The organism is Psychrosphaera sp. HA2-10 (assembly GCF_055693745.1).
The window spans coordinates 1,469,616-1,494,286 of sequence record NZ_CM146341.1; the positions used below are offsets into that span (position 1 = coordinate 1,469,616).

General features: G+C 39.5%; 21 protein-coding genes. 11 read left to right on the plus strand and 10 right to left on the minus strand.

Features of this window, described 5'->3' with window-relative positions; translation table 11 throughout:
• The first annotated feature begins 39 nt into the window (after positions 1-39).
• Together ACZ1GV_RS06695 and pyrC are read left to right on the plus strand one after the other, a co-directional pair.
• Complete coding sequence (locus tag ACZ1GV_RS06695; RefSeq protein ID WP_472675794.1) at positions 40-573, plus strand: DUF2062 domain-containing protein; 534 nt, start codon at positions 40-42, stop codon at positions 571-573.
• 59 nt (positions 574-632) lie between these two features.
• A complete protein-coding gene (gene pyrC / locus ACZ1GV_RS06700) occupies positions 633-1,667 on the plus strand; it encodes a dihydroorotase (RefSeq protein WP_472675795.1) in 1,035 nt (344 codons plus the stop codon).
• Positions 1,668-1,709: 42 nt separating this feature from the next.
• Here the strand turns inward: pyrC and ACZ1GV_RS06705 are convergent, their stop codons facing one another.
• The 3 genes from ACZ1GV_RS06705 to ACZ1GV_RS06715 are packed head-to-tail and all read right to left on the minus strand — an operon-like array spanning position 1,710 to position 4,913.
• A complete protein-coding gene (locus ACZ1GV_RS06705) occupies positions 1,710-2,984 on the minus strand; it encodes a lipoprotein-releasing ABC transporter permease subunit (RefSeq protein ID WP_472675796.1) in 1,275 nt (424 codons plus the stop codon).
• Positions 2,984-3,649: a lipoprotein-releasing ABC transporter ATP-binding protein LolD gene (lolD, locus tag ACZ1GV_RS06710; protein WP_472675797.1), complete on the minus strand. Its 666-nt coding sequence runs from the start codon at positions 3,647-3,649 to the stop codon at positions 2,984-2,986. The genes ACZ1GV_RS06705 and lolD overlap by 1 nt, the downstream gene beginning before the upstream one ends.
• 16 nt (positions 3,650-3,665) lie before the next feature.
• Positions 3,666-4,913, minus strand: a complete 1,248-nt coding sequence (locus ACZ1GV_RS06715) for a lipoprotein-releasing ABC transporter permease subunit (RefSeq protein WP_472675798.1) — start codon at positions 4,911-4,913, stop codon at positions 3,666-3,668.
• Between the two features lie 113 nt (positions 4,914-5,026).
• Between ACZ1GV_RS06715 and ACZ1GV_RS06720 the strand changes: the two genes are divergently transcribed.
• The 8 genes from ACZ1GV_RS06720 (at position 5,027) to ACZ1GV_RS06755 (ending at position 14,800) form a co-directional block, all read left to right on the plus strand.
• Positions 5,027-5,623 (plus strand): PilZ domain-containing protein, encoded by a 597-nt coding sequence (locus ACZ1GV_RS06720; RefSeq protein WP_472675799.1) that lies wholly within the window; start codon positions 5,027-5,029, stop codon positions 5,621-5,623.
• Positions 5,623-6,657, plus strand: a complete 1,035-nt coding sequence (locus ACZ1GV_RS06725) for an agmatine deiminase family protein (RefSeq protein WP_472675800.1) — start codon at positions 5,623-5,625, stop codon at positions 6,655-6,657. Before ACZ1GV_RS06720 ends, ACZ1GV_RS06725 begins: the two co-directional genes overlap by 1 nt.
• A gap of 39 nt (positions 6,658-6,696) precedes the next feature.
• Positions 6,697-7,587, plus strand: coding sequence for a carbon-nitrogen hydrolase (locus tag ACZ1GV_RS06730; RefSeq protein WP_472675801.1), 891 nt, complete (start codon positions 6,697-6,699; stop codon positions 7,585-7,587).
• A 54-nt stretch (positions 7,588-7,641) separates the two neighbouring features.
• Positions 7,642-11,178 carry a transcription-repair coupling factor gene (gene mfd / locus ACZ1GV_RS06735; protein WP_472675802.1) on the plus strand — a complete coding sequence of 1,179 codons (3,537 nt, stop codon included), beginning with the start codon at positions 7,642-7,644 and terminating at the stop codon, positions 11,176-11,178.
• A gap of 78 nt (positions 11,179-11,256) precedes the next feature.
• The gene (locus tag ACZ1GV_RS06740) at positions 11,257-12,738 is read left to right on the plus strand and encodes a CsiV family protein (RefSeq protein WP_472675803.1); all 1,482 of its coding nucleotides are present in this window, start codon (positions 11,257-11,259) and stop codon (positions 12,736-12,738) included.
• A gap of 12 nt (positions 12,739-12,750) precedes the next feature.
• Entirely contained in the window at positions 12,751-13,563 is an 813-nt protein-coding gene (locus ACZ1GV_RS06745) for a purine-nucleoside phosphorylase (RefSeq protein WP_472675804.1), read from the plus strand.
• Positions 13,563-14,336, plus strand: a complete 774-nt coding sequence (deoC, locus tag ACZ1GV_RS06750; RefSeq protein ID WP_472675805.1) for a deoxyribose-phosphate aldolase — start codon at positions 13,563-13,565, stop codon at positions 14,334-14,336. Before ACZ1GV_RS06745 ends, deoC begins: the two co-directional genes overlap by 1 nt.
• Before the next feature lie 17 nt (positions 14,337-14,353).
• The gene (locus tag ACZ1GV_RS06755) at positions 14,354-14,800 is read left to right on the plus strand and encodes a hypothetical protein (protein ID WP_472675806.1); all 447 of its coding nucleotides are present in this window, start codon (positions 14,354-14,356) and stop codon (positions 14,798-14,800) included.
• A 4-nt stretch (positions 14,801-14,804) separates the two neighbouring features.
• Here the strand turns inward: ACZ1GV_RS06755 and chrA are convergent, their stop codons facing one another.
• Positions 14,805-16,022 carry a chromate efflux transporter gene (chrA, locus tag ACZ1GV_RS06760; protein WP_472675807.1) on the minus strand — a complete coding sequence of 406 codons (1,218 nt, stop codon included), beginning with the start codon at positions 16,020-16,022 and terminating at the stop codon, positions 14,805-14,807.
• A gap of 140 nt (positions 16,023-16,162) precedes the next feature.
• Between chrA and ACZ1GV_RS06765 the strand changes: the two genes are divergently transcribed.
• Entirely contained in the window at positions 16,163-17,707 is a 1,545-nt protein-coding gene (locus tag ACZ1GV_RS06765; protein WP_472675808.1) for a DUF3369 domain-containing protein, read from the plus strand.
• A gap of 6 nt (positions 17,708-17,713) precedes the next feature.
• Here the strand turns inward: ACZ1GV_RS06765 and ACZ1GV_RS06770 are convergent, their stop codons facing one another.
• From ACZ1GV_RS06770 to ACZ1GV_RS06795, 6 genes are all read right to left on the minus strand, one after another.
• Entirely contained in the window at positions 17,714-17,953 is a 240-nt protein-coding gene (locus tag ACZ1GV_RS06770) for a VF530 family protein (RefSeq protein WP_472675809.1), read from the minus strand.
• An 85-nt stretch (positions 17,954-18,038) separates the two neighbouring features.
• The gene (locus ACZ1GV_RS06775) at positions 18,039-20,255 is read right to left on the minus strand and encodes a TonB-dependent receptor (protein WP_472675810.1); all 2,217 of its coding nucleotides are present in this window, start codon (positions 20,253-20,255) and stop codon (positions 18,039-18,041) included.
• A 332-nt stretch (positions 20,256-20,587) separates the two neighbouring features.
• Positions 20,588-22,159 carry an amidase gene (locus ACZ1GV_RS06780; protein ID WP_472675811.1) on the minus strand — a complete coding sequence of 524 codons (1,572 nt, stop codon included), beginning with the start codon at positions 22,157-22,159 and terminating at the stop codon, positions 20,588-20,590.
• A gap of 83 nt (positions 22,160-22,242) precedes the next feature.
• Positions 22,243-22,851, minus strand: coding sequence for an HD domain-containing protein (locus tag ACZ1GV_RS06785; protein WP_472675812.1), 609 nt, complete (start codon positions 22,849-22,851; stop codon positions 22,243-22,245).
• Positions 22,848-23,423, minus strand: coding sequence for a thymidine kinase (locus ACZ1GV_RS06790; protein ID WP_472675813.1), 576 nt, complete (start codon positions 23,421-23,423; stop codon positions 22,848-22,850). Before ACZ1GV_RS06790 ends, ACZ1GV_RS06785 begins: the two co-directional genes overlap by 4 nt.
• A 113-nt stretch (positions 23,424-23,536) precedes the next feature.
• The gene (locus ACZ1GV_RS06795) at positions 23,537-24,604 is read right to left on the minus strand and encodes an esterase-like activity of phytase family protein (RefSeq protein ID WP_472675814.1); all 1,068 of its coding nucleotides are present in this window, start codon (positions 24,602-24,604) and stop codon (positions 23,537-23,539) included.
• Positions 24,605-24,671 lie beyond the last annotated feature (67 nt).

Consider the following 24,671-nt stretch of genomic DNA (forward strand, 5'->3'; position numbering starts at 1 on the left):
ATTTTGACAAGTACAGAATTCTTGATTCGAGCTCACACTATGCCTAAGAAATTCATACAAAGGTTTTTACCTGATCATAATAAAATTAAACAAAACAAAGCCGTTAATATGTTCGGTGACGTTCTTCATGATGCAAACTTATGGCACTTAAATCGTCGTTCTGCTCGTGGTGCGTTTGCTATCGGACTTTTTAACGCTTTTATTCCCGTACCTTTTCAAATGTGGTTATCTGCGCTTGGTGCCATCGTATTCAAAGTAAACCTACCAATATCCGTAGCCTTGGTTTGGGTCAGCAATCCACTGACAATGCCACCTTTATTTTATGGCTGTTATTTGTTGGGCGAATGGATTTTAGGTGGTGAAAAACAACCATTTAAATTTGAATTAAGTTGGGACTGGTTAGTAGCGAGTCTATCAACTATTGGTCCTGCATTTATTACTGGGTGTTTAGTCGCAGCCACCATTGCCGCTGTAATTGGCTTTTTTGGCATTGATTTAATGTGGCGTTACTCAGTAAAAAAGTCTTGGCAAAGAAGAAAATTAATGCGTTTGAACAGAGAGTTAACAAAGTAGCCAAACTAAACGATTAGTTAATAACAACAGCATAAAACTGGATGATTTGAGGAATTGATATGAAAGAACTTACCATACAAACCCCTGACGATTGGCATCTTCATTTTCGGGATGGTGACATACTCAAAGAGACCGTTGCGGCTACAGCTCGTTGTTTCGATAGAGCCATTGTTATGCCCAATCTTGTTCCACCCGTTACTAACGCTTCGATGATTACGTCTTATCGTGATCGCATAAACGCTGCAAAACCTAAAGATAATAACTTTGAACCTTTAATGGTTCTGTATCTTACAAACAATACCAGTAAACAAGACATCATTGATGCTAAAGCCGCCGGCGCTGTAGCCGCAAAGCTGTACCCTGCTGGAGCGACAACTAATTCCGATGCCGCAGTAAGTGCTTTAGACGATTTGTTTCCAATATTTGCTGAAATGGAACAACAAGGCATGTTGTTGTTGGTGCATGGTGAAGTTACTGATCATCACATAGACATCTTCGACCGTGAAAAGGAATTTATCGACCGCAACCTGACTCGAATTGTTGAAGCATTTCCCAACTTAAAAGTCGTATTTGAACACATCACTACAAAAGATGCCGTCGAATTTGTCCTAAATGCCTCTAGTAACGTTGCAGCTACAATTACGCCTCAACACCTGCTATTAAATAGAAATGACTTACTAGTCGGCGGTATTCGTCCACACAACTATTGTTTACCCGTGCTTAAACGTAATATTCACCAGCAAGCACTTCGAAGTGTCGTTGCTACTGGTAATCCTAAGTTTTTCTTAGGTACCGACTCTGCCCCCCATGAAAAGTCGAAAAAAGAAAACGCGTGTGGTTGTGCGGGATGCTACAGTGCGTGGTCAGCGTTAGAATTGTATACTCACGTATTTGAAGAATTAGACGCGTTAGATAAGCTAGAAGGCTTTGCATCTCACCATGGAGCTGATTTTTACGGTTTACCGAGAAACAAAGGTACTGTCACATTAATCAAAGAAGATTGGACAATACCGAACACAATCACTCTGCCAAATGGCGAGCCAATTGTGCCATTTTTTGCCGGTGAGACCTGTCATTGGAAAATTAAAACCTAATAAAAACACTTAAAAACGAAAATAGCGCCGATGACACTTAGCTTAGTTTAGTAATTCAATCGGCGTTAATTTTGATGCTTTAGTAGCCGGGTATAAACTCGCTATCAGCGCTATAGTTAAAGCCGTTCCTGCAATTATTAAAACTTGCCAAACGTTTATTTCACTAGGCAAATAGGCAATAAAATATACATCCCCATCAAGCACTTTTACGTTAAATAAGTACTCAAGCATTTGAAACAGCTGGGGAAGAAACAGCGCGAAAATAACTCCGATCAGTACACCCCAACATATTCCACGAATTGCGGTAAATAAGCCCATTAATACGAAGGTGTTTTTTACCGTTTGAGGTGTTAAGCCTAATGTTTTTAAAATGCCTATATCGCTATATTTTTCCTGAACTGCCATCGATAATGAAGATATTATATTAAAGCTAGCTACGGACATTACTAAAACCATCACTAAATACATAATGTCTTTCACTAAAATAATGTCATTGTAAACATGACCTTGGCTACGAAACCAGTCGATAATATACACGTACTCGGTAATTTCACTGCCCACTTCTGCGGCAACTCGATTAGCAATAAAAGGATCGGTTAATGCGACTTTAACACCTTGGGCTTGTTCATCCGCAAAGCCTTGGCTTTTCTGAACAACGGATAGTGGCACATAAACTTGCCCATGATCCATTTGTCCGCCTATTTTATAGATGCCACCTATCTCAAAATTTAAATACTCTGGTGCAGACAAACGTCCGGTATCAGAAATTTTTGGCAACAATAGTTCCAGTCGCTCACCTAGCGTAAGCCCTAACTTCTCAGCTAATCCAGCGCCTATTATTGCGGGTGGTAAACCTTCTACTTTTGTTTGTGGTGAAAACCATTTACCAGCCACCATATATTCACTCGTCGCGTTAATACTCGGCTCCAACAAAGGATCTACCGCCTTTAAAACAACCGCTTCCATCGCATTTTGCTTTTGCACCATTGCATTTAACTCAATAAACGGTGCTACTGCTATCACATTCGTGTTGGCAAGAATTTGTTTCGCTGTATTTGGCCAATTTGGCAATGAACCCGATACCGCTTTAAATTCAATATCAGGAATGACAGAAAGTAATGTCTTTTTTAGTTCACGTTCAAACCCATTCATAACAGACAAACCAATAATCAACGCTGCTACACCTATTGCAAAGCCAATGCGTGACGCTCTGTTAATAAATCTAATATATGGACTTTGTACACCGGTTTTATAATAGCGCCTCGCAAGTTGCCAAGCGATGGCATTATTGTTTTTAACTGACTTAGCGCTAACCATTAAATCACAATTCCGTCGTCTAATTTGATGACTCTATCAAAGCGTTCGGCTAATACCTGATCGTGCGTCACTACCACCAGCGTTGTGCCCAACTCTTGATTAACTTTTAAAAATAAATCAAATATTTGCTGAGCATTCTGTTTATCTAAGTTACCAGTTGGTTCATCGGCAAGTACCAGCTTTGGTTTATTAACTAATGCTCGGGCAATAGCTACCCGTTGTCGTTCACCACCTGACAATTGCGACGGTAAATGTGTTAAGCGATGAGATAGCCCAACAAGAGCCAAGAGATCTGTCGCCCTGCGGTTTGCTTCAATGGTATCGATTCCACTGATAAGTAGTGGCATTGCAACGTTTTCAAGCGCTGTAAACTCCATCAAAAGGTGATGAAACTGATAGATAAAACCTAAATTATCATTCCTAAATTTAGCGGCCTGCGAATCAGATAAGTCACTATTTGACTGTCCCAAAATGCTAACATCGCCAGACGTCGGAAGATCTAGCATACCGAGTATATGTAACAAGGTGCTTTTGCCCGAACCAGATTGACCCAAAATAGCAACTTGCTCACCGGGTCTGATTGCTAAGTCAATGCCCTTCAATATATCGGTAGTGGTTACACCCGAATATGATTTTTTCAAATTTCTACAATCAACAACATTCATCTGTCAATCCTTTATACTATTCATAACGTAGCACATCAGCAGGCGCTAGCGATGCTGCTCTTCTTGCCGGGTAGATACTCGCAACTAACGCCAACCCGATGGCAAACAAGGCGATTAATACTACTTTTTCAAAACTATAAACAACCGGTAAACCCATGCCTGGCACACCTAGTAAGTTTATGCCGGTTACTAACATAAATTTATTTATTCCTAACGCGACAACTGATCCCAATATGGCGCCTAATAACGCCCCTACTACACCGTTATAACAACCTTGTAATGTAAATATTTGTGCTATTTGTTTGGCATTCATTCCAAGTGTTTTTAATATCGCTACTTCGCCTTGCTTTTGAGTAACCATCATTACTAACGCCGAGACGATATTAAACGCCGCGACCGCGACTATTAAACTCAACATGATCCACATCATGTTCTTTTCCATCTTAACCGCATCAAATAATTTACCGTGAGTATCATGCCAGCTAGATATCTTATAATTGGCCTGAGGCATTAACGTGCGTAATTCCGACTCAATAGCTTTGGCGTTAAAAGGATCCGATAATACTAATCTAACACCTTGAAGCCTGTGCGATGGTTGTTTTAGCAACCGGTTAAGATCTTGTGCACGAGTAAAAACAAGTTGTTGGTCAAGTTCACTGTCCGTTGCAAACAAACCGACAATTTTAAAATTGCGCTGCGCTGGTAGGCGACCTAAAGGAGTGTAATGAGAAGCTCCGCTTAAAATTAAGCGTACTGAATCACCAATCGCAAGACCGTTGTCGTAAGCCATGAACCGGCTAATAACAATCCCATATTTACTGTCCGTTAAAGATGACCATTGCCCTGTCTGCATCGCGTTTGAAAGACCTACTGGGATGTTATTGCTATCAGAAATGCCCTCAACAAGTAATCCCTTAAAGTTATCAGGTAGTTGCATGATTGCCGTGGATTGGACAAGCGGAAGTTGCTGAATAATTTGAGCTTGGGTTTTCGGCAACGCTGTTTTGACTAGTTTATTGATGTTACTAATATCAATGGGGCGGTCGTTATCATTTGTCGTTATCACGATGTGTGGCACACCACCTAAGATTCTATCTTTTAATAAGCCTTCAAAACCATCCATCACAGAAATGACTATAATAAGAGCCATTACGCCAAGTGTAATACCAGCTTTAGAAAACAACGAGATAAGTCCAACAAATTTGCCGTCTTTAGATGCTTTGGCGTAACGTCGAGCTATGACTAAACTAATAGGTAAATTCATGTAAGAGTTTGAATCTTTTTAATTTAAATGATGAAGGAAAGTGCAAGGTTCGATAATATGCGTTTCATATACAAAGTACAAGCCACCATCACTGGCTATCAGGGAACAAAACGATGATCAATGAGACTGATTTAGAGCAATTTACTGAATACTTCCAAATGAGCCACTCTATTGATATTAATATCAATGTGGGTGATGTATTAGCAAATACTCCAAATGACGCTGACTTTGAGGCTGATATTCCATTACCTTACAAACTCGCTTCTGACTTAAAAGGCGTTGAGCAGACGATGCTTCGACCGTTACGTCAATTAGGTGATGTTATCGAACCTTTGGCTGATTATTTAAAAGCACAAAGTCGTAAAATTGATTTAATGATGCACTATATTTTGCAGTCAGAGGATGAAAGCGATCAACGCCATTCAACACTATCATACGGTGGCGGAGGTTTTGTATTTTGTTCCGAACAAAGTTACACCGATACGCACTTTTTAATCTGTAAACTATTTTTTAATGATGAAGCTACCGCTATATATTGTTTAGGTCGTATAATCGCGACAAAATCGAATACTGATGGAAGCTATGAGTACACTGTTCTATTCCACCGTATTCGTGATGAAGACAGAGAAATCGTAGTTAGAGCGTCTTTACATCAGCAATCTAAACAACTTTTAAAGAAAACACAGCAACGTCAAAACGAGAAAAACTAATGGCATATACCCTTCCTGCTGAGTGGGCAAAACAGTCCGCTATTATGCTAACTTGGCCACACCAAGAAACAGACTGGTCACCGTTTTTAAGTGACATTGAGTCTGTTTATGTGCAACTGGCTAAACATATTACTGAACAACAATTGTTGGTGTTGGCTTGTCATAATGAGTCAATAAAGCTCCATGTAAACGAATTGTTAAAAAACGCCGATATTAATTTAGAAAAGGTACGTTGGTTTATTGCTCCTTGCAACGATACTTGGGCGCGTGATCACGGACCACTTACGCTGACGGATGAAGATGGCAATACGCAATTGCTTGATTTTACCTTTAATGCCTGGGGTGCCAAATATGAATCAAACTTTGATAACGATATTACTAGTCACTTAGTACAACAAGATTTCTGTCGACCAACATTATCTAGTAAACATAACCTGATTTTAGAAGGTGGCAGTATTGAAAGTGATGGTAATGGCACCTTGTTAACCACAACAAAATGTTTACTTAACCCTAATAGAAATGCGCATTTATCGCAGCACCAAATTGAACAAGAGTTAAAAACAGCATTAGGTATGGATAAGGTCATTTGGCTAGAGCACGGCCACTTAGCTGGAGACGATACCGACGCCCACGTTGACACTTTGGCCCGTTTTGCGCCTGAAGGAATTGTATACGTCCAATGCACGGACAAAAATGATCCGCATTACATCGCGTTAAACAAAATGGAACAACAGCTTGTTAAAGCAACAGATAAAGATAATACGCCTTATACTCTGTTTCCTTTGCCTATGCCAAACGCAAAAGTTGATGATAATGGTGAACTTCTGCCGGCTACGTACGCTAATTATCTGATAATAAACAACGCTGTACTGGTACCGACTTACAACGATGAAAATGATGAGACTGCGCTTCGAATTATTGGTCTTGCGCACCCTGAACGTATAATTATTGGTGTCGATTGTTCTACCGTTATAAAACAATTTGGTAGTTTGCATTGTCTAACCATGCAAATACCTGCAGATGTTATTCACTAACCTATAGTTAAAGTACACTTTAATTTTTAAGAAAAAATTATGACTGATAAAACATTGAGTGTTGCCTTAGTTCAACACAGTAATTCAAGTGACGTTACCCACAATATCGATAAAACAATTCAAGGCGTCCGTGAAGCTGCAAATGAAGGAGCAAAGCTAATTGTGCTCCAAGAATTGCATCGTTCCTTATATTTTTGCCAAACAGAAGATACAGACTGTTTTGATTTAGCCGAGACAATACCAGGACCATCCACCGATTTGTTTGGCAACCTAGCTAAAGAGCTAGGTGTTGTTATCGTCTTGTCGTTATTTGAGAAACGTGCTGTGGGTATTTATCATAATACCGCCGTAGTTGTTGACAGTGATGGGTCAATTGCTGGCAAATACCGCAAAATGCATATCCCGGATGATCCCGGCTTTTATGAAAAGTTCTATTTCACACCTGGCGATTTAGGTTTTCAACCAATTCAAACATCTGTTGGTAAACTGGGTGTTTTAGTTTGTTGGGACCAATGGTTTCCAGAGGCAGCAAGACTGATGGCCATGGCTGGCGCTGACCTGTTAATTTATCCAACTGCTATAGGTTGGGACCCAAGAGATGATGAGGCTGAACAAAAACGACAGCTAGATGCCTGGGTAATATCACAACGTGCTCATGCTGTTGCGAATGGTTTGCCGGTTATCTCTTGTAATCGCGTTGGACATGAATCCGATCCTAGTTTACAAAGTGAAGGCATTCAATTTTGGGGAAACAGTTTTATTGCCGGTCCACAAGGCGAAATATTGGCTCACGCGGGCGATGAAGATGATCAAATTCTTCAATTTGACGTATCGTTAAGTCGTAGTGAATCTGTTCGCCGTATTTGGCCATTTATGCGAGATCGCAGAATCGATCATTACGGCGACTTATTAAAAATATACCGTGATTAATCAAGAGAAGTGATTTCACAAATAGCCTTGCCTTGATGGTAAGGCTATTTGCTTATGTCACTTTCATCAACATTAGGGATTGTTGTGCTTCCACAATTGTTAAAACTGCCTTTGCCGAAGGTCAAATCGGTAACCGACAAAAAAGCAGATAAAATAACTTGGTCTAGATTAGCCGGCAGCAGTAAGGCGCTCGCTATTGCCGAAGCAGCTTATTACTCAGATCATGTAACCGTCGTTGTTACAGAAAACACTCCTAATGCCCACCGTTTAGAAAGTGAACTAAGTACATTACTGCCTCGAGACACGCATCCTGTTTTTACCTTCCCAGATTGGGAAATACTGCCTTACGATACCTTTTCTCCGCATCAAGATATTATATCGCAAAGATTGCTAACGCTTTATCAATTGCCAACTATGGCTCGTGGCGTCGTTATTGTTCCAGTTAGTACACTAATGCACTTTATTGCGCCAAAGTCTTACATCATGGGTAATAGTTTTGTATTTGCTGAAGGCGATAAAAAAGACATTCAAGCGCTGGCGTTACAACTACAAGAAAATGGTTACAGGAATGTTGAACAGGTAATAGAGCACGGAGAATATTCGGTAAGAGGTTCGATATTAGATTTATATCCAATGGGAAGTGATCAGCCCTTCCGACTGGACTTTTTTGATGATGAAATAGACTCAATTAGAATTTTTGATACCGAATCACAACGTAGTAAAGATAAAGTTGAGAAAATCAATTTACTACCGGCGCATGAATTTCCTTTGGATAAAGCCGGCATAGAAGCGTTTCGTCAAAACTATCGTGAACAGTTTACCGTAAGAAATGAAAAAGACAGTTTGTATAAGCAAGTCTCTGAAGCAAGTTTCCCCGCAGGAATAGAATATTATTTACCTTTGTTTTTTGAACAAACTGATACTCTTTTTGACTACTTACCAAATAACTGCCATCTAGTACTTGCCGGTGATATTCAAGCACAAGCAGAGCTATACCTACGTGAAACACAAAAGCGGCATGATAATTTAAACGTTGATCCTCTTAGGCCGTTGCTGCCACCAGCTAAACTATTTATGGCGTTTAACGAGTTGTTCGCAGCCATAAGTCAGTGGCCACAAATTAATATCCAAGTTGGTGTTACCAGTGGCGCCGGTAAATTTAATGCTAACACGCAATTAATTGACGATATCAATATAGATTCGCAGTTAAAGCAGCCTTTTACAAAAGTTCTATCTCATATTGTCGAATCAAAAGCGCAACAAGGTCGCGTTTTATTTAGCGTTGAGTCAGCAGGCCGACGAGAGACACTTCTAGAGCTTTTAAAACAAGCTCAAATTAAGCCAACACAATACAAAAGCATTGACGATTTCATTCAATCCGACTCCGACGTTGGTATTGTAATTACAAGCTTAGAAAACAGTTTTGTGGTGATCACCGATATTGACGGTCAATCGGTACCTGTGTCATTTATTACAGAAACTGAGTTACTAGGTGGACGCGTCGCTCAGCGAAAACGAAACAAAAGAGAAAAGTCGATATCGACGGACGCGCTTGTTAGAAACCTCGCAGAGCTCAAGGTAGATCAAGCCATTGTCCATATTGAGCATGGCGTAGGACGATATAAAGGTTTAGAAACCATTGATGCCGGTGGTCTCACTAGTGAATTTGTCACTATTGAATATGCAAACGAGGCTAAGCTTTACGTCCCTGTAGGAAATTTACATTTACTATCGCGTTATACAGGCGGTGAGTCTGACTCAGCACCTTTAAACAAACTTGGCTCAGACGCGTGGGAAAAGGCTCGAAAAAAAGCGGCAGAGAAAATAAAAGATGTCGCTGCGGAATTATTAGACATTTACGCGCAACGAGAAGCAAAACCAGGTTATAAATATGAGTTAGAGCGCGACGGTTGGCGTCAATTTTCAGCTTCTTTTCCATTTGAAGAAACTGAAGACCAACAAAGCGCGATTAATGCCGTAGTTAATGATATGAAATCACCACAGGCAATGGATCGCTTAGTGTGTGGCGACGTTGGTTTTGGCAAAACTGAAGTTGCTATGCGTGCTGCCTACATCGCTGTAAATGATGGTAAACAGGTCGCAGTATTAGTTCCAACCACCTTGCTTGCCCAACAGCATTATGAGAACTTTACTGACCGTTTCGCTGATTGGCCCGTTAAAGTAGAAGTATTATCGCGATTTAAAACAGGAAAACAGCAAACCGCGATCTTAGAACAGTTGGAGTCTGGTCAGGTCGATATTATTGTCGGTACCCATAAGTTAATTCAAGACAATATTAAATTTAAAGATCTCGGTTTATTGATCATTGATGAAGAGCACCGATTTGGTGTTAAGCAAAAAGAAGCAATAAAAAAGCTACGCGCTAATGTGGATATACTAACGCTTACTGCAACGCCAATACCAAGAACATTAAATATGGCAATGAGTGGAATGCGAGACTTATCCATAATTGCCACACCTCCGGCTAAGCGTTTAGCAATAAAGACCTTTGTACGACAAATAAATGATGAGCTTATTAAAGAAGCGATTATGCGTGAAACCAATCGCGGTGGTCAGGTTTACTTCTTACATAATAATGTAGAGACCATAGAGCAAAGAGCGCGAGCTATTGAAGCGTTAATGCCTGAATGCCGTGTAGTGGTTGCCCACGGACAAATGCGTGAAAAAGAGCTAGAGCGGGTGATGGGCGACTTTTATCATCAACGTTATAACGTTTTGGTGTGCACAACAATAATTGAAACTGGGATAGATGTTCCAACTGCGAACACTATTATCATGGAACGTGCTGACAAACTTGGTTTAGCCCAACTGCATCAACTTCGAGGCCGCGTAGGTCGCTCTCATCACCAAGCATACGCTTACCTTCTAACACCACCACCTAAAGCGATTAGTAAAGATGCGGTTAAACGTCTTGAGGCAATTGAGTCATTGGAAGACCTTGGTGCGGGGTTTGCGTTGGCCACACATGACTTAGAAATTCGTGGCGCCGGTGAACTCTTAGGTGATGATCAAACAGGTCAAATTCAAACCATCGGCTTTACGCTTTATATGGAAATGTTAGAGCAAGCTGTAGAAGCTTTAAAACAGGGCAAAGAGCTCAGTTTAGATGTGTTAACCTCCAAACAAACCGAAATTGAGTTGCGAATCCCTGCCCTATTGCCAGACAGCTACATTCATGACGTTAATATGCGCTTAAGTTTATACAAACGAATCGCAACGGCACAAAACACAGATGATTTAGATGATATTAAAATTGAACTCATTGATCGTTTTGGCTTATTACCTGACGCCGCTAAAAACTTATTTAGAATTAGTGAGTTTAGACAGCGGGCTCAGTTACTTGGTATTACTAAAATCGAAGCCGGACCTAAAGGTGGTCGTATTGAATTTTCGGACTCAACAAAAGTAGATCCGATATTCCTAATTAGTCTAATTCAAAGTCATCCTACGACTTACAAATTGGACGGTGGTCAAACCTTAAAATTCAGCATAGATAATAAAGACACTGAAGACAGATTAAAGTATATAAATGCGATGTTAAATGACTTTGAGCATAAGCAAAAAGTATAGAACAATTATTTGCGCTAACGTACACTAATCATGTTGTAATGAGATTAGCGAGCGTTAGCCAAATTTAAGGAATGGAAGTTGTTAAGTAAACACACTCAAAACAATTGGAAAAAGACAAGTTGTCTCTTATCAATATTAGTTATAACTAGCATGGGACAGGCGCTTGCAGCAGTCGACAGTAAACGTTCATTGTCTGTACCCAGTGAATTGAGTGGTTTATTTAGCGAGGTCACTAATCCTTATGCTTTAGCGGAAAAACCACCTAGAAAAGAAAACGAAGACTTAGTAGAAAAAATACAATCAGCCGATGGTAGATGGTTTGATGTAGAGATTATTATTTTTGAGAGAACAAATAATAAACCGATAAGAGAAAATTTCGATCAAAAAATAAAAAACAAACAGCCTAAGCGTTTTTGGGACGTTCAGGCATCTAAGCTACAACCCAATATCAAAAATTTACTTGCTAATTTACCGAACTGCCATGCTGATATTGACCCATTTGTTGTCACGCGAAAACGCGATGAACAAGGGTTGTCGCCTCTTAGTCCAGCTGAGTTTTTTACGCTGTTTAATGACTATCAAACCGTCATTCAAAAACAGTGGCGATTAACCAACCAACTTTGCCTGATGCCAAGCGAGTCTCTTGCTGGTTTTTGGTCCATATCGGAACGTGTTAATTATCTTCCATCTCCACATCAAGAATTATATACCGATATCAATTGGTCTAAGGTTCCAACTAAAATGGCCGGTTATGATTACGACGATTACCGTGGTGTCTACCTGTTGGATAACGCCAATCTAAAACTTACGGAACAAGCACAAAAGTTAGACAATAACTGGGGAACAAAAACACTACTGCACCTTGGGTGGAGACAGCCTGGTTTAGCAAAAAACAATGCGGTTTCGGTATATTTGAAAGCAGGTCAAAACTATACGGGTAAATTTACATACGATGGCTACGAGATAACCGAACATGATAGGCTCAGTGACAATGGTTTTGATGACGGTATAACAACACCAGAATCGCTATCAAGCAATCAATTGATGATGAGCTCTGTTAGGAGCAATGTTGCTAAGTTTTTAGCAAAGTTAGAGTCAGGCGCTGCCGTTGATCCAACAACAAATACACTTGTTATGCCAAAACGTAACGCATTTCCATTACAAACCTGGCAACTTGACGGTGCAATTACCGTTCATCTAGACCACTACCTTTATCTCGATGCCGACTTTAACTTCCGTCAAAAAATGTCCAAAAAAGTGGATGTAGACGCAATATTGGCCAAAGAATCGTCATTGGATGCTGCTTTGGTCCAAAATGACTTGACCAATGACGTACAAAACGTATTAATATCAGCTGCAAACAAAGACAAAGCAGTCTCCGAGTTTAACGAATTTAATGAGTCTACTGAAAGAAATCAGGCCGACGATTCATTACTGGAAATACAATACCTACAAAATTTCCCATTCAAACAACTAAGACGTACCTACTCAGGTGATCTACACTATTTAGACCACCCGAAGTATGGCGTGCTTTTTCAGATCAGAAAATATAGACATTAACGGGATAATTCAGTGAAAGATTTTCAAATCAGTGCTCAATATATTGAACAACAACTTAATGGTTTTAAACCTGAGGTCGCTATCGTATTAGGTAGTGGTTTAGCAGATTTAGCGGAACAAATTTTGGACCCTATCAGCATTCCATATGCAGATATTCCAGAGTTTCCTCAAAGTACCGTGGTTGGCCATACCGGTCGATTAGTCGCAGGTACATTAGGTGGCAAAAACGTCATCTGTATGCAAGGTCGTTTTCATTACTATGAAGGCCACTCATTTGAAAAAATCGCAATCCCATTAAGAAGCTTTAAGGCTATTGGTTGTGAATCTGTTATTTTAACAAATGCCGCGGGTTCGCTTAAAGAAGACATGGGTCCTGGCAGTATTATGCTGATCACTGATCACATTAACTTCTCTGGCTTTAATCCACTTATCGGTCCAAATGACGATGAGATTGGTCCCCGCTTTTTAGATTTGACTCAAACCTACGATAGAAACATAGGTGAGCAAGTTGAAAAAGCAGCGTTGAAATCTGGTTTAACTTTGTACAGAGGCACCTATATTTGGGTATCTGGTCCTACTTTCGAAACTCCGGCTGAAATTAGAGCACAGCGAACGCTTGGCGCTGATGCAGTTGGTATGTCTACAGTACCAGAAGCGATTGTCGCAAGGCACTGTGGCTTAAAGGTATGTGCTATTTCAACCATTACTAATTTGGCGGCGGGTCTATCGGCAACGAACCTAAGCCATGATGAAACGCTAGAACAAGGTCAATTAGCAGCAAAACGACTAACTACTTTACTTCAAGACTTATTGGCAGACGCATAATGAAAGACTATCAAGCCTATGCCCGTCAAGCGTTAGGCTTGATGGACTTAACATCTTTAAATGATGATGATACTAACGACGTTATTATCGAGCTATGCAATAGTACCATTACAGACTTTGGGCATGTTGCAGCTGTTTGTGTATATCCAAAGTTTGTCGCACTTGCGAAAAAAACGTTAACTCAATTAGGTATGCATGACGTTAAGGTTGCAACGGTAACCAACTTTCCGTTGGGCGATCAAGATATTGACCAAATTATTGCCGAGACAGAGCAAGCCATATTAGATGGTGCTGATGAGATTGACGTAGTTTTACCCTATAAAGATTTTATTAATGGCAACTTGAAGCGCTGTGAAGATGTACTAGTGCAAAGTAAACAAGCCTGTGCAGATCACAATGTATTAAAGGTAATCATTGAGTCTGGTGAGCTAGGTGACTTAAATACAATAAAAGCAGCCAGTGAATTTGCGATAGATTGCGGTGCAGACTTTATTAAAACATCAACTGGAAAAGTGCCAGTAAACGCGACGCTTGAAGCGGCAGATGTAATGTTAAATGTAATAAAGCAAAACGGTGGCCGAGTTGGCTTTAAAGCAGCCGGTGGAATTCGTACCGCTGATGATGCAAAGGCTTACCTAATTCAAGCAGAGCAAATCCTTGGTTCAGATTGGGTTAAGTCATCTAACTATCGTTTTGGCGCTAGTGGTTTACTTTCAAGCCTTAAAGACACGATGTCAGGAAAGGTTGGTACCTCAAACGACTCGAATTACTAAAATAGAGAGGGCTTAGCATGTTCGATCAATTGGCAAATAATAGTAAAGAAACGTTGCCCATCGAAATATCAACAAATGGTATATTTGACAAAAATGATCAGCGTGCGGCTTTTCTTATCGAAAAATTACAAGCTTGGATTAATTTTCAAGCTTTGGCGTCAAATTGGTATGCCGATGAGTCATACATAATAAATATTAAGTTGACGCTTGTTGCCGAAAAGCAATTTTTAAATCTCCCACAATATAACTCAGACGCTTGGATAAAAGTTAACGCCAACGGTTTAACTGCACTATTAAAATGCGGTTTAAGTGAACTTGAATTTGAGTCAATAGTTGCCATTAGCAATTCAGACTTGAAGGAAATGATGGATGACGGAAGCATTGTAGAGCCGCAGTTTCAGAGTTTGATCATGACCGCTTGTAACTATATAACTAAAGACTTAGCTGTAAACCGACTCATTTAGTATTCTATTTTAAAACGGCAATACCAAAGCCTAATGCCATGTATATAAAAACTACTAATAATACTGGCAACTTGAATATTCTTAACGCCAAAAAACCTGCCACAGCAATTAAACCGTCCCAATAACTATGAATGGCGCTCACCAATATCGGCTGATAAAACGCAGAAATTAATAACCCAACAACCGCGGCGTTCACGCAAGCTATAGCACCTGCCACCTGATTTATTTTACTAATTTTTTGCCACGATTCTTTAAAAGCAATAATTAACAAAAATCCAGGTAAAAATATGGCTACTGTTGCGATTAAAGCACCGGCTAACATATTATCAGACAACAATTCGGCTCCTAAAAACGTCGCAAAAGTAAACATAGGGCCTGGAATAGCTTGAGCTGCTGCGTAACCAAAAATAAAAGTATCTTTACTTAAATGCCCCTGAATTATGTCTTCAAGCATAGGTAGTACAACATGCCCTCCTCCAAACACTAAACTTCCAGCTCGATAGAAATCAGAGAACAATGCTATTTTGGGGCCTAAAAACGTCAACAACGGCAGTACTAAAAATAACAAGACAAAAGTACTAAACACAAACCAATTAACATTCGCTAAACCCTTATTGACGGCTCTGGTCGTTGTAACTTTTGCGTTTGACAGGGTTAATTTTTTATAAAAAAGTGAACCGGCTAGTAGTGAAATACTAATGATGGCTAACTGCATAACTATATTGTTGTAAATACAAAGTAAAATCGCGCTAATTAAAGTAACTGCTATGGTGGCGGCGTTGTTGCAAAACTGTTTATACATAGTAAAAATAGCGTCAGCAACAACAGCTACCGCTAAAATTTTTAGCATAGACACGACATTCAAAAAAATTGGACTCGCTGTCGTCGAAATGGTCGTAGATTTTGCTAACATCAGCATGAGCATAAAAGAAGGTGCAGTAAACGCAATGAAGGCGGTGACAGCACCTAATAAGCCTCCTTTGGAATAACCTATCGAAAAGCCAACCTGACTTGAACCTGGACCTGGCAGAAATTGACTTAATGCGATGTAACCAGAATAGCGTTCTTGCGACACCCACTTAAGCTTTTCGACAAATGTTTTTTGAAAATAACCAATATGCGCGGCTGGACCACCAAAGCTGATACACCCCAGAAAAAAGAAATGAAAAGATATATCAATTAAGGTCTTTATTTTACTGTTTGAATGCTGATTATTGTCCATGGAATCAATCTATTAGTTAACATCACTTACTATTATAGCTCGCAATTAAAAGGTTTTTGTAGTGTCAATTATGATCTTGCTTGTCACTTTGAACATATTGGTACTAAGGTTACATGTAATAACCACATAAGGCATTAGACATGACAAGTAACGATGATGCACCTTTATTTACGATGGAAGAATTACAAGAGGAATTTGTTGAAACTCAAGTCGATTTGAACGGTTGGAAAATCCTGATAGTTGATGATGAGCCTAGTATCCATACCGTAACTAAACTAGCGCTACAATCGTTTACCTTTGGAGATAAACCGCTTAATTTTTATAATGCCTACTCAGCATTAGAAGCCAGAAGTATTCTAGATATAGAAACCGACATTGCTGTTATTTTACTTGATGTTGTAATGGAAACTGACAATGCTGGATTGGAGCTTGTCGATTACATCCGCAATGATTTAGATAACCATGATGTTAGAATCATATTGCGTACTGGCCAACCTGGCCAAGCACCAGAGTATGAAGTCATTAAAAAATACGATATTAATGATTATAAAGAAAAAACCGAGCTCACTAATCAAAAGTTAAACACGGTAATCTATGCAGCTCTTCGATCTTATAGAGATATTACAGCCATAAATCGAACGCGAATAGGATTAGAACGAATCATTCAATCGACTTCTTCTCTACTGCAAGAAAATTCGTTAAAAGACTTCGCTGAGGGTGCGTTACAGCAATTAGCCGCTATGATGCATATTGATGCCGAAGTTGTTCTCGCAGAGAGTACAACCGCATTTGCAAGTAAAACAAAAGAACAAATAAAATTATTAGCTTGTATTGATCATGGTAAAGCATCAATAAATGATAGTTTAATCACACATAAAATATCCAACATACTGAACACGAGTCAAATACCGCGCGACAAAATGGTCAATCAAGGAGTCGAGGTTTTTTATATCTCTACCGTAGGCAAACATGAGTTAATTCTGTACCTAGAAGGCGCGAATGATGTACTTAGGTACGACACTGAAATACTGGAAATTTTTTGTAAAAACATCTCTATAGCCATAGAAAACATTCGTCTTAATGACGAGTTAAAACGAACACAAGAAGAAATAGTATATTCAATTTGCGAAGTCGCAGAAACTCGCTCTAAAGAAACGGGAAATCACGTTCGTCGTGTCGCACTATATTCAAAGTTAATAGGTGAAAAGTACGGATTAGACAAAGAACAGCTAGAACAGTTATTTTTAGCTGCTCCACTGCATGATGTGGGTAAAATTGGTATTCCAGATAGCGTGCTTAATCGCCCTGGTAAGTTAAAGGGCGACAACTGGGAAGTCATGAAGACTCACGCTCAAATTGGGGAATCTGTATTACTTAGTTCGAATTTACCTATTATGGAAGCCGCTTCAATCGTGGCAGCGCAACATCATGAAAACTTTGATGGTTCAGGTTACCCGCGTGGACTTAAAGGCAACAACATACATATATTCGGACGGATTGTTGCTTTAGCTGACGTATTTGATGCCCTGATGAATACTCGTTGTTATAAACCTGCGTGGGACTTACAGCAGGTTGATGCCTTACTTAATAAAGAAAAAGGTACTAAATTTGATCCAAACCTTGTTGATATTTACTTTAACCACAAAGAAGAGTTTTTGAAAATTCATCAGCAATACAGTGATTAGTTGAGTTTAAACTTTTCCCCAAGGTGACGGCTGTAAAAAAGTATCAATATAAAGCGCTTCAACTTCGTTACGAGCCCATTCAGTCTTTCTTAAAAACTTTAACGAAGACTTGATGGACGGATCGTTTTTAAAGCAATTGATATTCACTCGAGCGCTAAGCTCGTCCCAGCCATAATGCTCTACTAGTTTTGTAACTACGTCCGCTAGTTTTACACCATGTAACGGGTTATTTGGTTGATTATTCAAAATACATCCTTAATCAAGTTCTAAAAATAAAAAAGAGCCTAACCTAGCTGACTAGGAGGCTCTTTTATCATACTTGTTTTCTTAATTAAAAGCTTGAGCTGTAGCGTACACCAAACTCACTTGCATCATTGCTCTTAATTACCAATAAGTAATCGCCAGTGTTTAATCTTGCATCATCATAACGTTTGTCGAAAATGTTACGGCCGTAAAGTGATACTTTCCAGTCAGCGCCTGCAGGAGCATAAGAAATGTCAAAGTTTACTAGTGAACGAGATTCCACAGTTGTCATTCGACCTTCATCTGCACTTGGCTCACCATACATTTCGTCTCTAAACGAGTAGTCGATTCTGGCGTTGATAGTTGAACCATCGTTTAAGTCAAATACATATGCTGGGCTAATCGACGCGGTAAACTTAGGCGTTAACGGCGCTACAGGTTTCACGCCGTCTTGTTCGTCTACATCAACATTAATGTAACCTAAGCTCGTATGAAGCGAGAAATTGTCTGTAAAATACGCGGTGCTTTCCCACTCGATGCCTTGTGAAGTTTGCGTTACCACTAAGTTACGTGTTTCAAAACCAGCTTCCGATGTCGTATTCACCTGATATGGAAGATCTTCGTAATTAGTATTGAATAACGCAATACTCATATTAAAGTCGCTTGTTACCTCACCCTTTAATCCAATTTCGTAGTTAACGGCGGTAATGTTGTCTGATGCAACAAAACACTCTGGGTTGCCAAATAAACAATAAGGACGAGCTGGGTACTGGCCACCTTGATAACCACTTTGAATGCTAGAATATACGTTTAAACCGTTTTCTAATGTGTAATTTGCCGATAAATCGTAGCTAACTTGGCTCCAATCATCTTCAGCATACGTTGGACCGATGCCAACATTAGCGGTAGCTTCTTTTTTGTCCGTTGTATAACGTAAACCACCAGATACACGAAGATCAGTTGTTACATCGTAACCTAAATTAACAAACACGGCTTTACTCGTCGTCTTTTGATCGAGTTCCAGCATGTTAGAGCCGCCGTTAAAGCTTGAATCTTCGCCTTGACGGTTACTGCCTTCTTCGGTAAACCAATATAAGCCAGAAACAAAGTCCACATTACCGTAGTAGCCGTTTAATTGCAGTTCTACTGATGTTTGATCGGCTTCGCCACGCTCTGGATAGTGGTCTAACGCATAAATTGTAGCATCATCGTCTAAACCGGCTTTGTATTCTGAGGTACGGTTACTGATAATAAATTTTGAACCTAACGTATCAGAAATATTGTAATCCGCAGTAAATGAAACACCGCTAGCGCTGTTGTTTACTTCTGTTACTTCAATTGTCCCAGTTGCGTTATCAAAAGGATTTGCAGCAACGTCAGAGTTACGTAATGGACCAGATGGTAATGGTGAACCAAAGCGCTCACCCAAGTAGTATGCACCTGTAGGAACTTCGTTAATTTTAGTTGTATATGGTCTTAGACCACCTTCACCATCATTAGCATCAGCAGTAACAACAATTTTTAAATCATCGGTAACTTTATACTTTAAAGAAAATCGACCGTGAAACTCTTGGCTCTCACCAACATCATATTTTGCTTCTGGTAAATTGATAAACTTGCCCAGTCCATCTCTGCGATTAAACCCAGCGCTAATATTTATTGCCAAATCATCATTCACTGCACGGTTTACAAAAACGTCACCTTTTAATCGACCTCGTGTTCCAACTTCAGCTGATAACTTTGTTACCGGATTTGCATCTGGCTGTTTAGTAATAATGTTTATTGCACCGCCAATAGAGTTACGACCATATAATGTACCTTGTGGTCCTCGAAGTACCTCTATGCGATCGATATTTTGTAAGTTCCAGTTTTGTCCAACTTGACGACCTAAGTAAACACCATCTACATATACACTAACACCAGGATCCGTGGTAATTAGGTGATCTTGTAGTCCAATGCCGCGTATAAATGGGTTGGCCGAAGATGTATGGCCGGCAGAAAAGCCTGTGATATTTAGATTTGGTACAAATTTACCAACATCTGTGATGCCTGTTATGCCTTGCGTATCTAAATCTGCTCCGCTAAATGCACTCATTGCAATTGGAACTTCATAAATAACCTGCGAACGCTTAGTTGCAGTTACCGTAATCGCTTCCATTTTAGATTTTTCAGCATTTTTCTCAACTTCTTCCGCCGCTGTTGCATTTGCAACAGTAAGACCTGATGAAACTAGCGCCAACGCCAACGCTGTAGTAATAGGATTTAAGTTACGCTTGCGCGACAACGAACCATTTAAAGTGTTCATTTGATGTCCTCTATGTAAGAAGTTTTAAAAGCAAAAATAGACTAGTAGGAAAGTCTGCTTGATGCTGAATAATTTGCGCGCGAAAAAACGCACGTCTCAACAAGGTGAGTCGTACAATTCTATGTAAACAAATTTAATTCAGACGAGCAACACAGAACGTTTGCTACTGTTTGGTTGGGCCGGCATGTTACCACCAGTAAGGTTAAAAGCAAAGTTTTATTTTTATTAACCCCACTTCAAGTGTCTGCTAATGGTCTCAAAAGTTTCTAACGTCGGAAAAATATCGAGTAAATCAGAAAACTAGTAATTTACTCGATACTAATTAATGTAGGCTACTTCTCTAAAATATTTTCAATAGCTTTTGAAATACGTAACGCTTTTTCATCTTCACCAAAACTTGTCATTATTGATAAGCCAATTGGTAAACCGTGAATTTTTCCTGCAGGAATAGTTATGTGTGGATAACCTGAGATTGCAGAGAACGTGGATACGCCACCATTACTATTATCACCATTTACCAAGTCGATTTTCCAAGCTGGCCCACGAGTTACAGCAATTAGAGCGTCTAACTCATGCTCTTTTAATAGTTTATCGATACCCTCTTTACCGGTAACACGTTTTAATTTTTTCTTAAGGTTTTTATATTTTTGCGTTGACATACCTTCGGTGGCTTCTGACTTTAAGAATATTTCTTGTTGGAAATAAGACATTTCCGCTTCGCTGTTTGCTTCATTAAACGCAATTACATCTTTTAAGGTCAGTGAGTTTAGTTCATCAGGAATATCGTTTGGTAGTTCTGCAAAGTATAAATTTAACGACGTTTTAAATTCTCTTAATAATTGAGTGTAACCATCATTCCAAAACCCATCGTATGGTTCAAATTTTAAGTCATCAATTAACGTAACACCTTGGTTTGTTAGCTTACGCTTTGCGGAAACTAAGACTTGCTTAACCAGTTCGTGTGATTCTGCACTTGAATATAACACCCCTATTTTAAGTTCTTGAGGCTGTAAAGGTGAACTTATTAAACCAACCGGGTTAATTCCTTTTACCAATGTTTCTGCGTCTTTTTTATCTCGACCTTGCATTGCAAAAAGTACACGTTGTGCGTCGTCAACATTTTTAGTCATTGGTCCTGCGGTATCTTGAGACGGTGAAATAGGTACAATACCGAAGCGACTCACTAAGCCAACGCTTGGTTTAACGCCAACAACACCATTCACCGCTGCAGGACAAGTAATTGAACCATTTGTTTCGGTTCCTATTGCTGCGATAGCTAAATTAGCTGCTACAGCGGCTCCTGAACCGGAACTAGATCCGCAAGGCGTTGTTGTTACGTCGTTTGGATTTTTAGTTTGACCGCCGATAGCGCTCCAACCGCTTGAAGAACGTTCAGAGCGGAAATTAGCCCACTCACTTAAATTTGTTTTACCTAATATGATAGCCCCAGCAGAGCGTAAGTTTTCCGTTAACTTGGCATCTCTATTTGTTCTATTGTTTTTTAGTATCAGCGAGCCTGCCGTTGTTGCCAGTTCCTTAGCTTCGATATTATCTTTCAATAAAATAGGCATACCGAACAAAGCAGGCAGATCATTTTTATAGTTGCCAATTGATTTATCCAGTGCTTCCGCTTGTGAAACAGCGTTAGGGTTTATAGATATGACACTATTATATTTATGATCTTCTTTTTTAATTTTATCGATATAAAACTGAGTTAATTGCGTACTAGTTAATTCGCCGGTTTTAATTAGTTGTTGAAGTTCTGCAATTGATTTAGTTGATGTGTATTGTTCTAACTGGGCGTTCGTTAAGCCTTCATTTGCGATACACGCAGATACAAAGCCACTAGCAATAATGGTTGCTGTAAACAACACAGCAGGAGTACGTCGATTAAAAAATGTCATGGATGCAGCCTCTTATTATTATTGAAGCTAAAATAACAACAAGACTGCTAGTGTGCAAATATCAATCAGGCGAAGGCTGTGATTTAAGCGTTTAAAAGCCAGCCTTTTTCTGTTGCTATATCTATCTGTTCGTTCACATAATTCCACAGTGACATTGATATATCCTGTAAACCATGATTTCTTGCTAACACCTGAGAGCGTTTAATACTGTGCTGTGCCCAACTTCCGCCATCATTTTGCATATTTTGTATTAGCGGTAATATTCTGTCTATTGCTTTAGCAAACTTACTATTAAATGTTTCTGAGCGCTCAAACTCCAGAAATAATTCATAGAAATATTGTTGCTGATGCGCCGGTAACAAACCAAAAATTCGTTTAGCAGCTTTGTCTTCAAGCTCAAACTGTTTATCTAAATCAGCTTGCGGTGCAAAGGCAAAGGTATCGCCTGCATCTATTTCGACAACGTCGTGTATGAGTAACATCTGGGTAACACGCATTAAATCAATCGGCTCGTCGACATGCTCTTGTAACACGGATGCAGCCATACAGATGTGCCAACTATGCTCTGCACTATTTTCGTAACGGTTACCATCTGATTTAATGAGTGCTTTTCTCTTAACCGACTTTAAAAGATCCATCTCAGTAATGAAGTTTATTTGCGATTTAAGAAGGCTCGTGGATTCTGACATCATTGAAGTGCCTCTTTATAATGCTTTCTGCAGACGGAAACGTACCTTTCATTTCCACCAATTTGCACTTGTTCACCATCAGCTATCGCTTTACCTGTCTCGTCTGTACGTAACACCATATTTGCTTTGCGGCCACAATGACATATTGTTTTTAATTCAACAATTTTATCAGCCCACGCTAGTAAGTACTGAGCACCAGCAAACAGTTCGCCTCTAAAATCAGTGCGAAGACCGTAACAAAGAACCGGAATGTTATAAATATCGACTATTTCAGTAATTTGATGGACCTGTTCTTTGGTGAGAAACTGACACTCGTCAACCATGACACAATCAACGCGTTGTGAGTCTTTTAAGCTTTTTATTATTGCGAATAAATCGCTATCGGATTGAAATATATGTGCCGGGGCTTCAAGACCAATTCGTGAGGTCACTTTCCCTACTTCGTAGCGATTATCTATGGCTGCAGTAAAAATTACTGGCTCCATACCACGTTCTTTATAATTAAATGAGGACTGTAAAAGTGTGGTTGATTTACCTGCATTCATCGCAGAGTAATAGAAATAAAGCTGTGCCATTAAATACTCGTGAGTTTATTATCGTTTTTATTGCGTGAATGCTACGCAATTAATAGTAAAATGAAAAGAGAAAAGCGATGTTCTAACCTTGGGCGAATACAAAGTCAGGTCTGTTATTTGTTTTTAAGAGTATTGATCAGAGGCTCAACTTCAAAACCAACAAATAGTGTACGTTGGCGAGTTCGGCCTTTGTCTTCAACATCCTTGCGCGGCCAATCACCGTTATCATCTGATACTAAGTAAATCCATTCTTTGCCCTTTACTGTGCAACTAGCCATACCTTCAAAATTATCATACTCCGTTGAAGTGTAATCAAATAATGTCTGACTTGTGACAGTACGGCCATTTTTCAACTGTTCTGGATTGATTAAAGCTAGGCGTAACCTGGAACCTTTAGCACCGAGCCAGTCTTTTTCCATTACAATAACTTCTCCGCTTTTTAAGGTTTCGGCATCTTTAGGACTTGAAGTTGCTTGGTAAGTGGTATCAATAACTTCACCAGATGACTTGACTACTCGAACTGGCACCGTCACTTCCGAAAGTTTAAATTTTTCCCAAATAGAAACTATCTCACCGGTATTTAATTGGGTGATTGACTCTAAACCCGAATTGCCTTTACCTAGCTGCTTTTGCGGTATTTTAAGTACTGGTGTAGCACTAAGAGCTAGGTTAACCATAGATGTATTCTTCTTTTGCCAAGAGGCGTTTGCAGAGGCTAGCTCCTTCGAGAATTGATCGTTTTTCATATGAGAGTAGAAAAACAAGTCGCCACGATCGTCCAGTGAGACCAAAAACCCGTTCTTGTATGACACTATTGACTCGGCCGCGCCTGATAATATCTTGCCATTTAAATCTTTTAACTGACCAGAAGCTTTAACTGTCATATTGACTATCCTACCTGCGTCGTCAAATTCGTTATTGGTTTGGAACCATTGCGAACGAAGTACAGGCTGCTTTGCTAATTCTTCTTGTTCTACTTGACTGTAATCAGATATAAACCAGGCATTTTTACAATCAGGGGTCATATAGAGCGCGCTAAAACCACCACTTTGAGTTCTATCTTTATGCTTAAGAATTAATGCTGGTTGTTCAAGAGGTAGCAATATTGGCTCAGCTACAAAAGGCTGATGAGATGGCAACAGAGATGACGCCAAAAAAGTAAACAAAGATGTTGCTAGCATAAAGTACACTCTGAGTGAAAATCGACTCTAAATTATATTTTTGAAGTGTATACTTGTTTTACTCGTT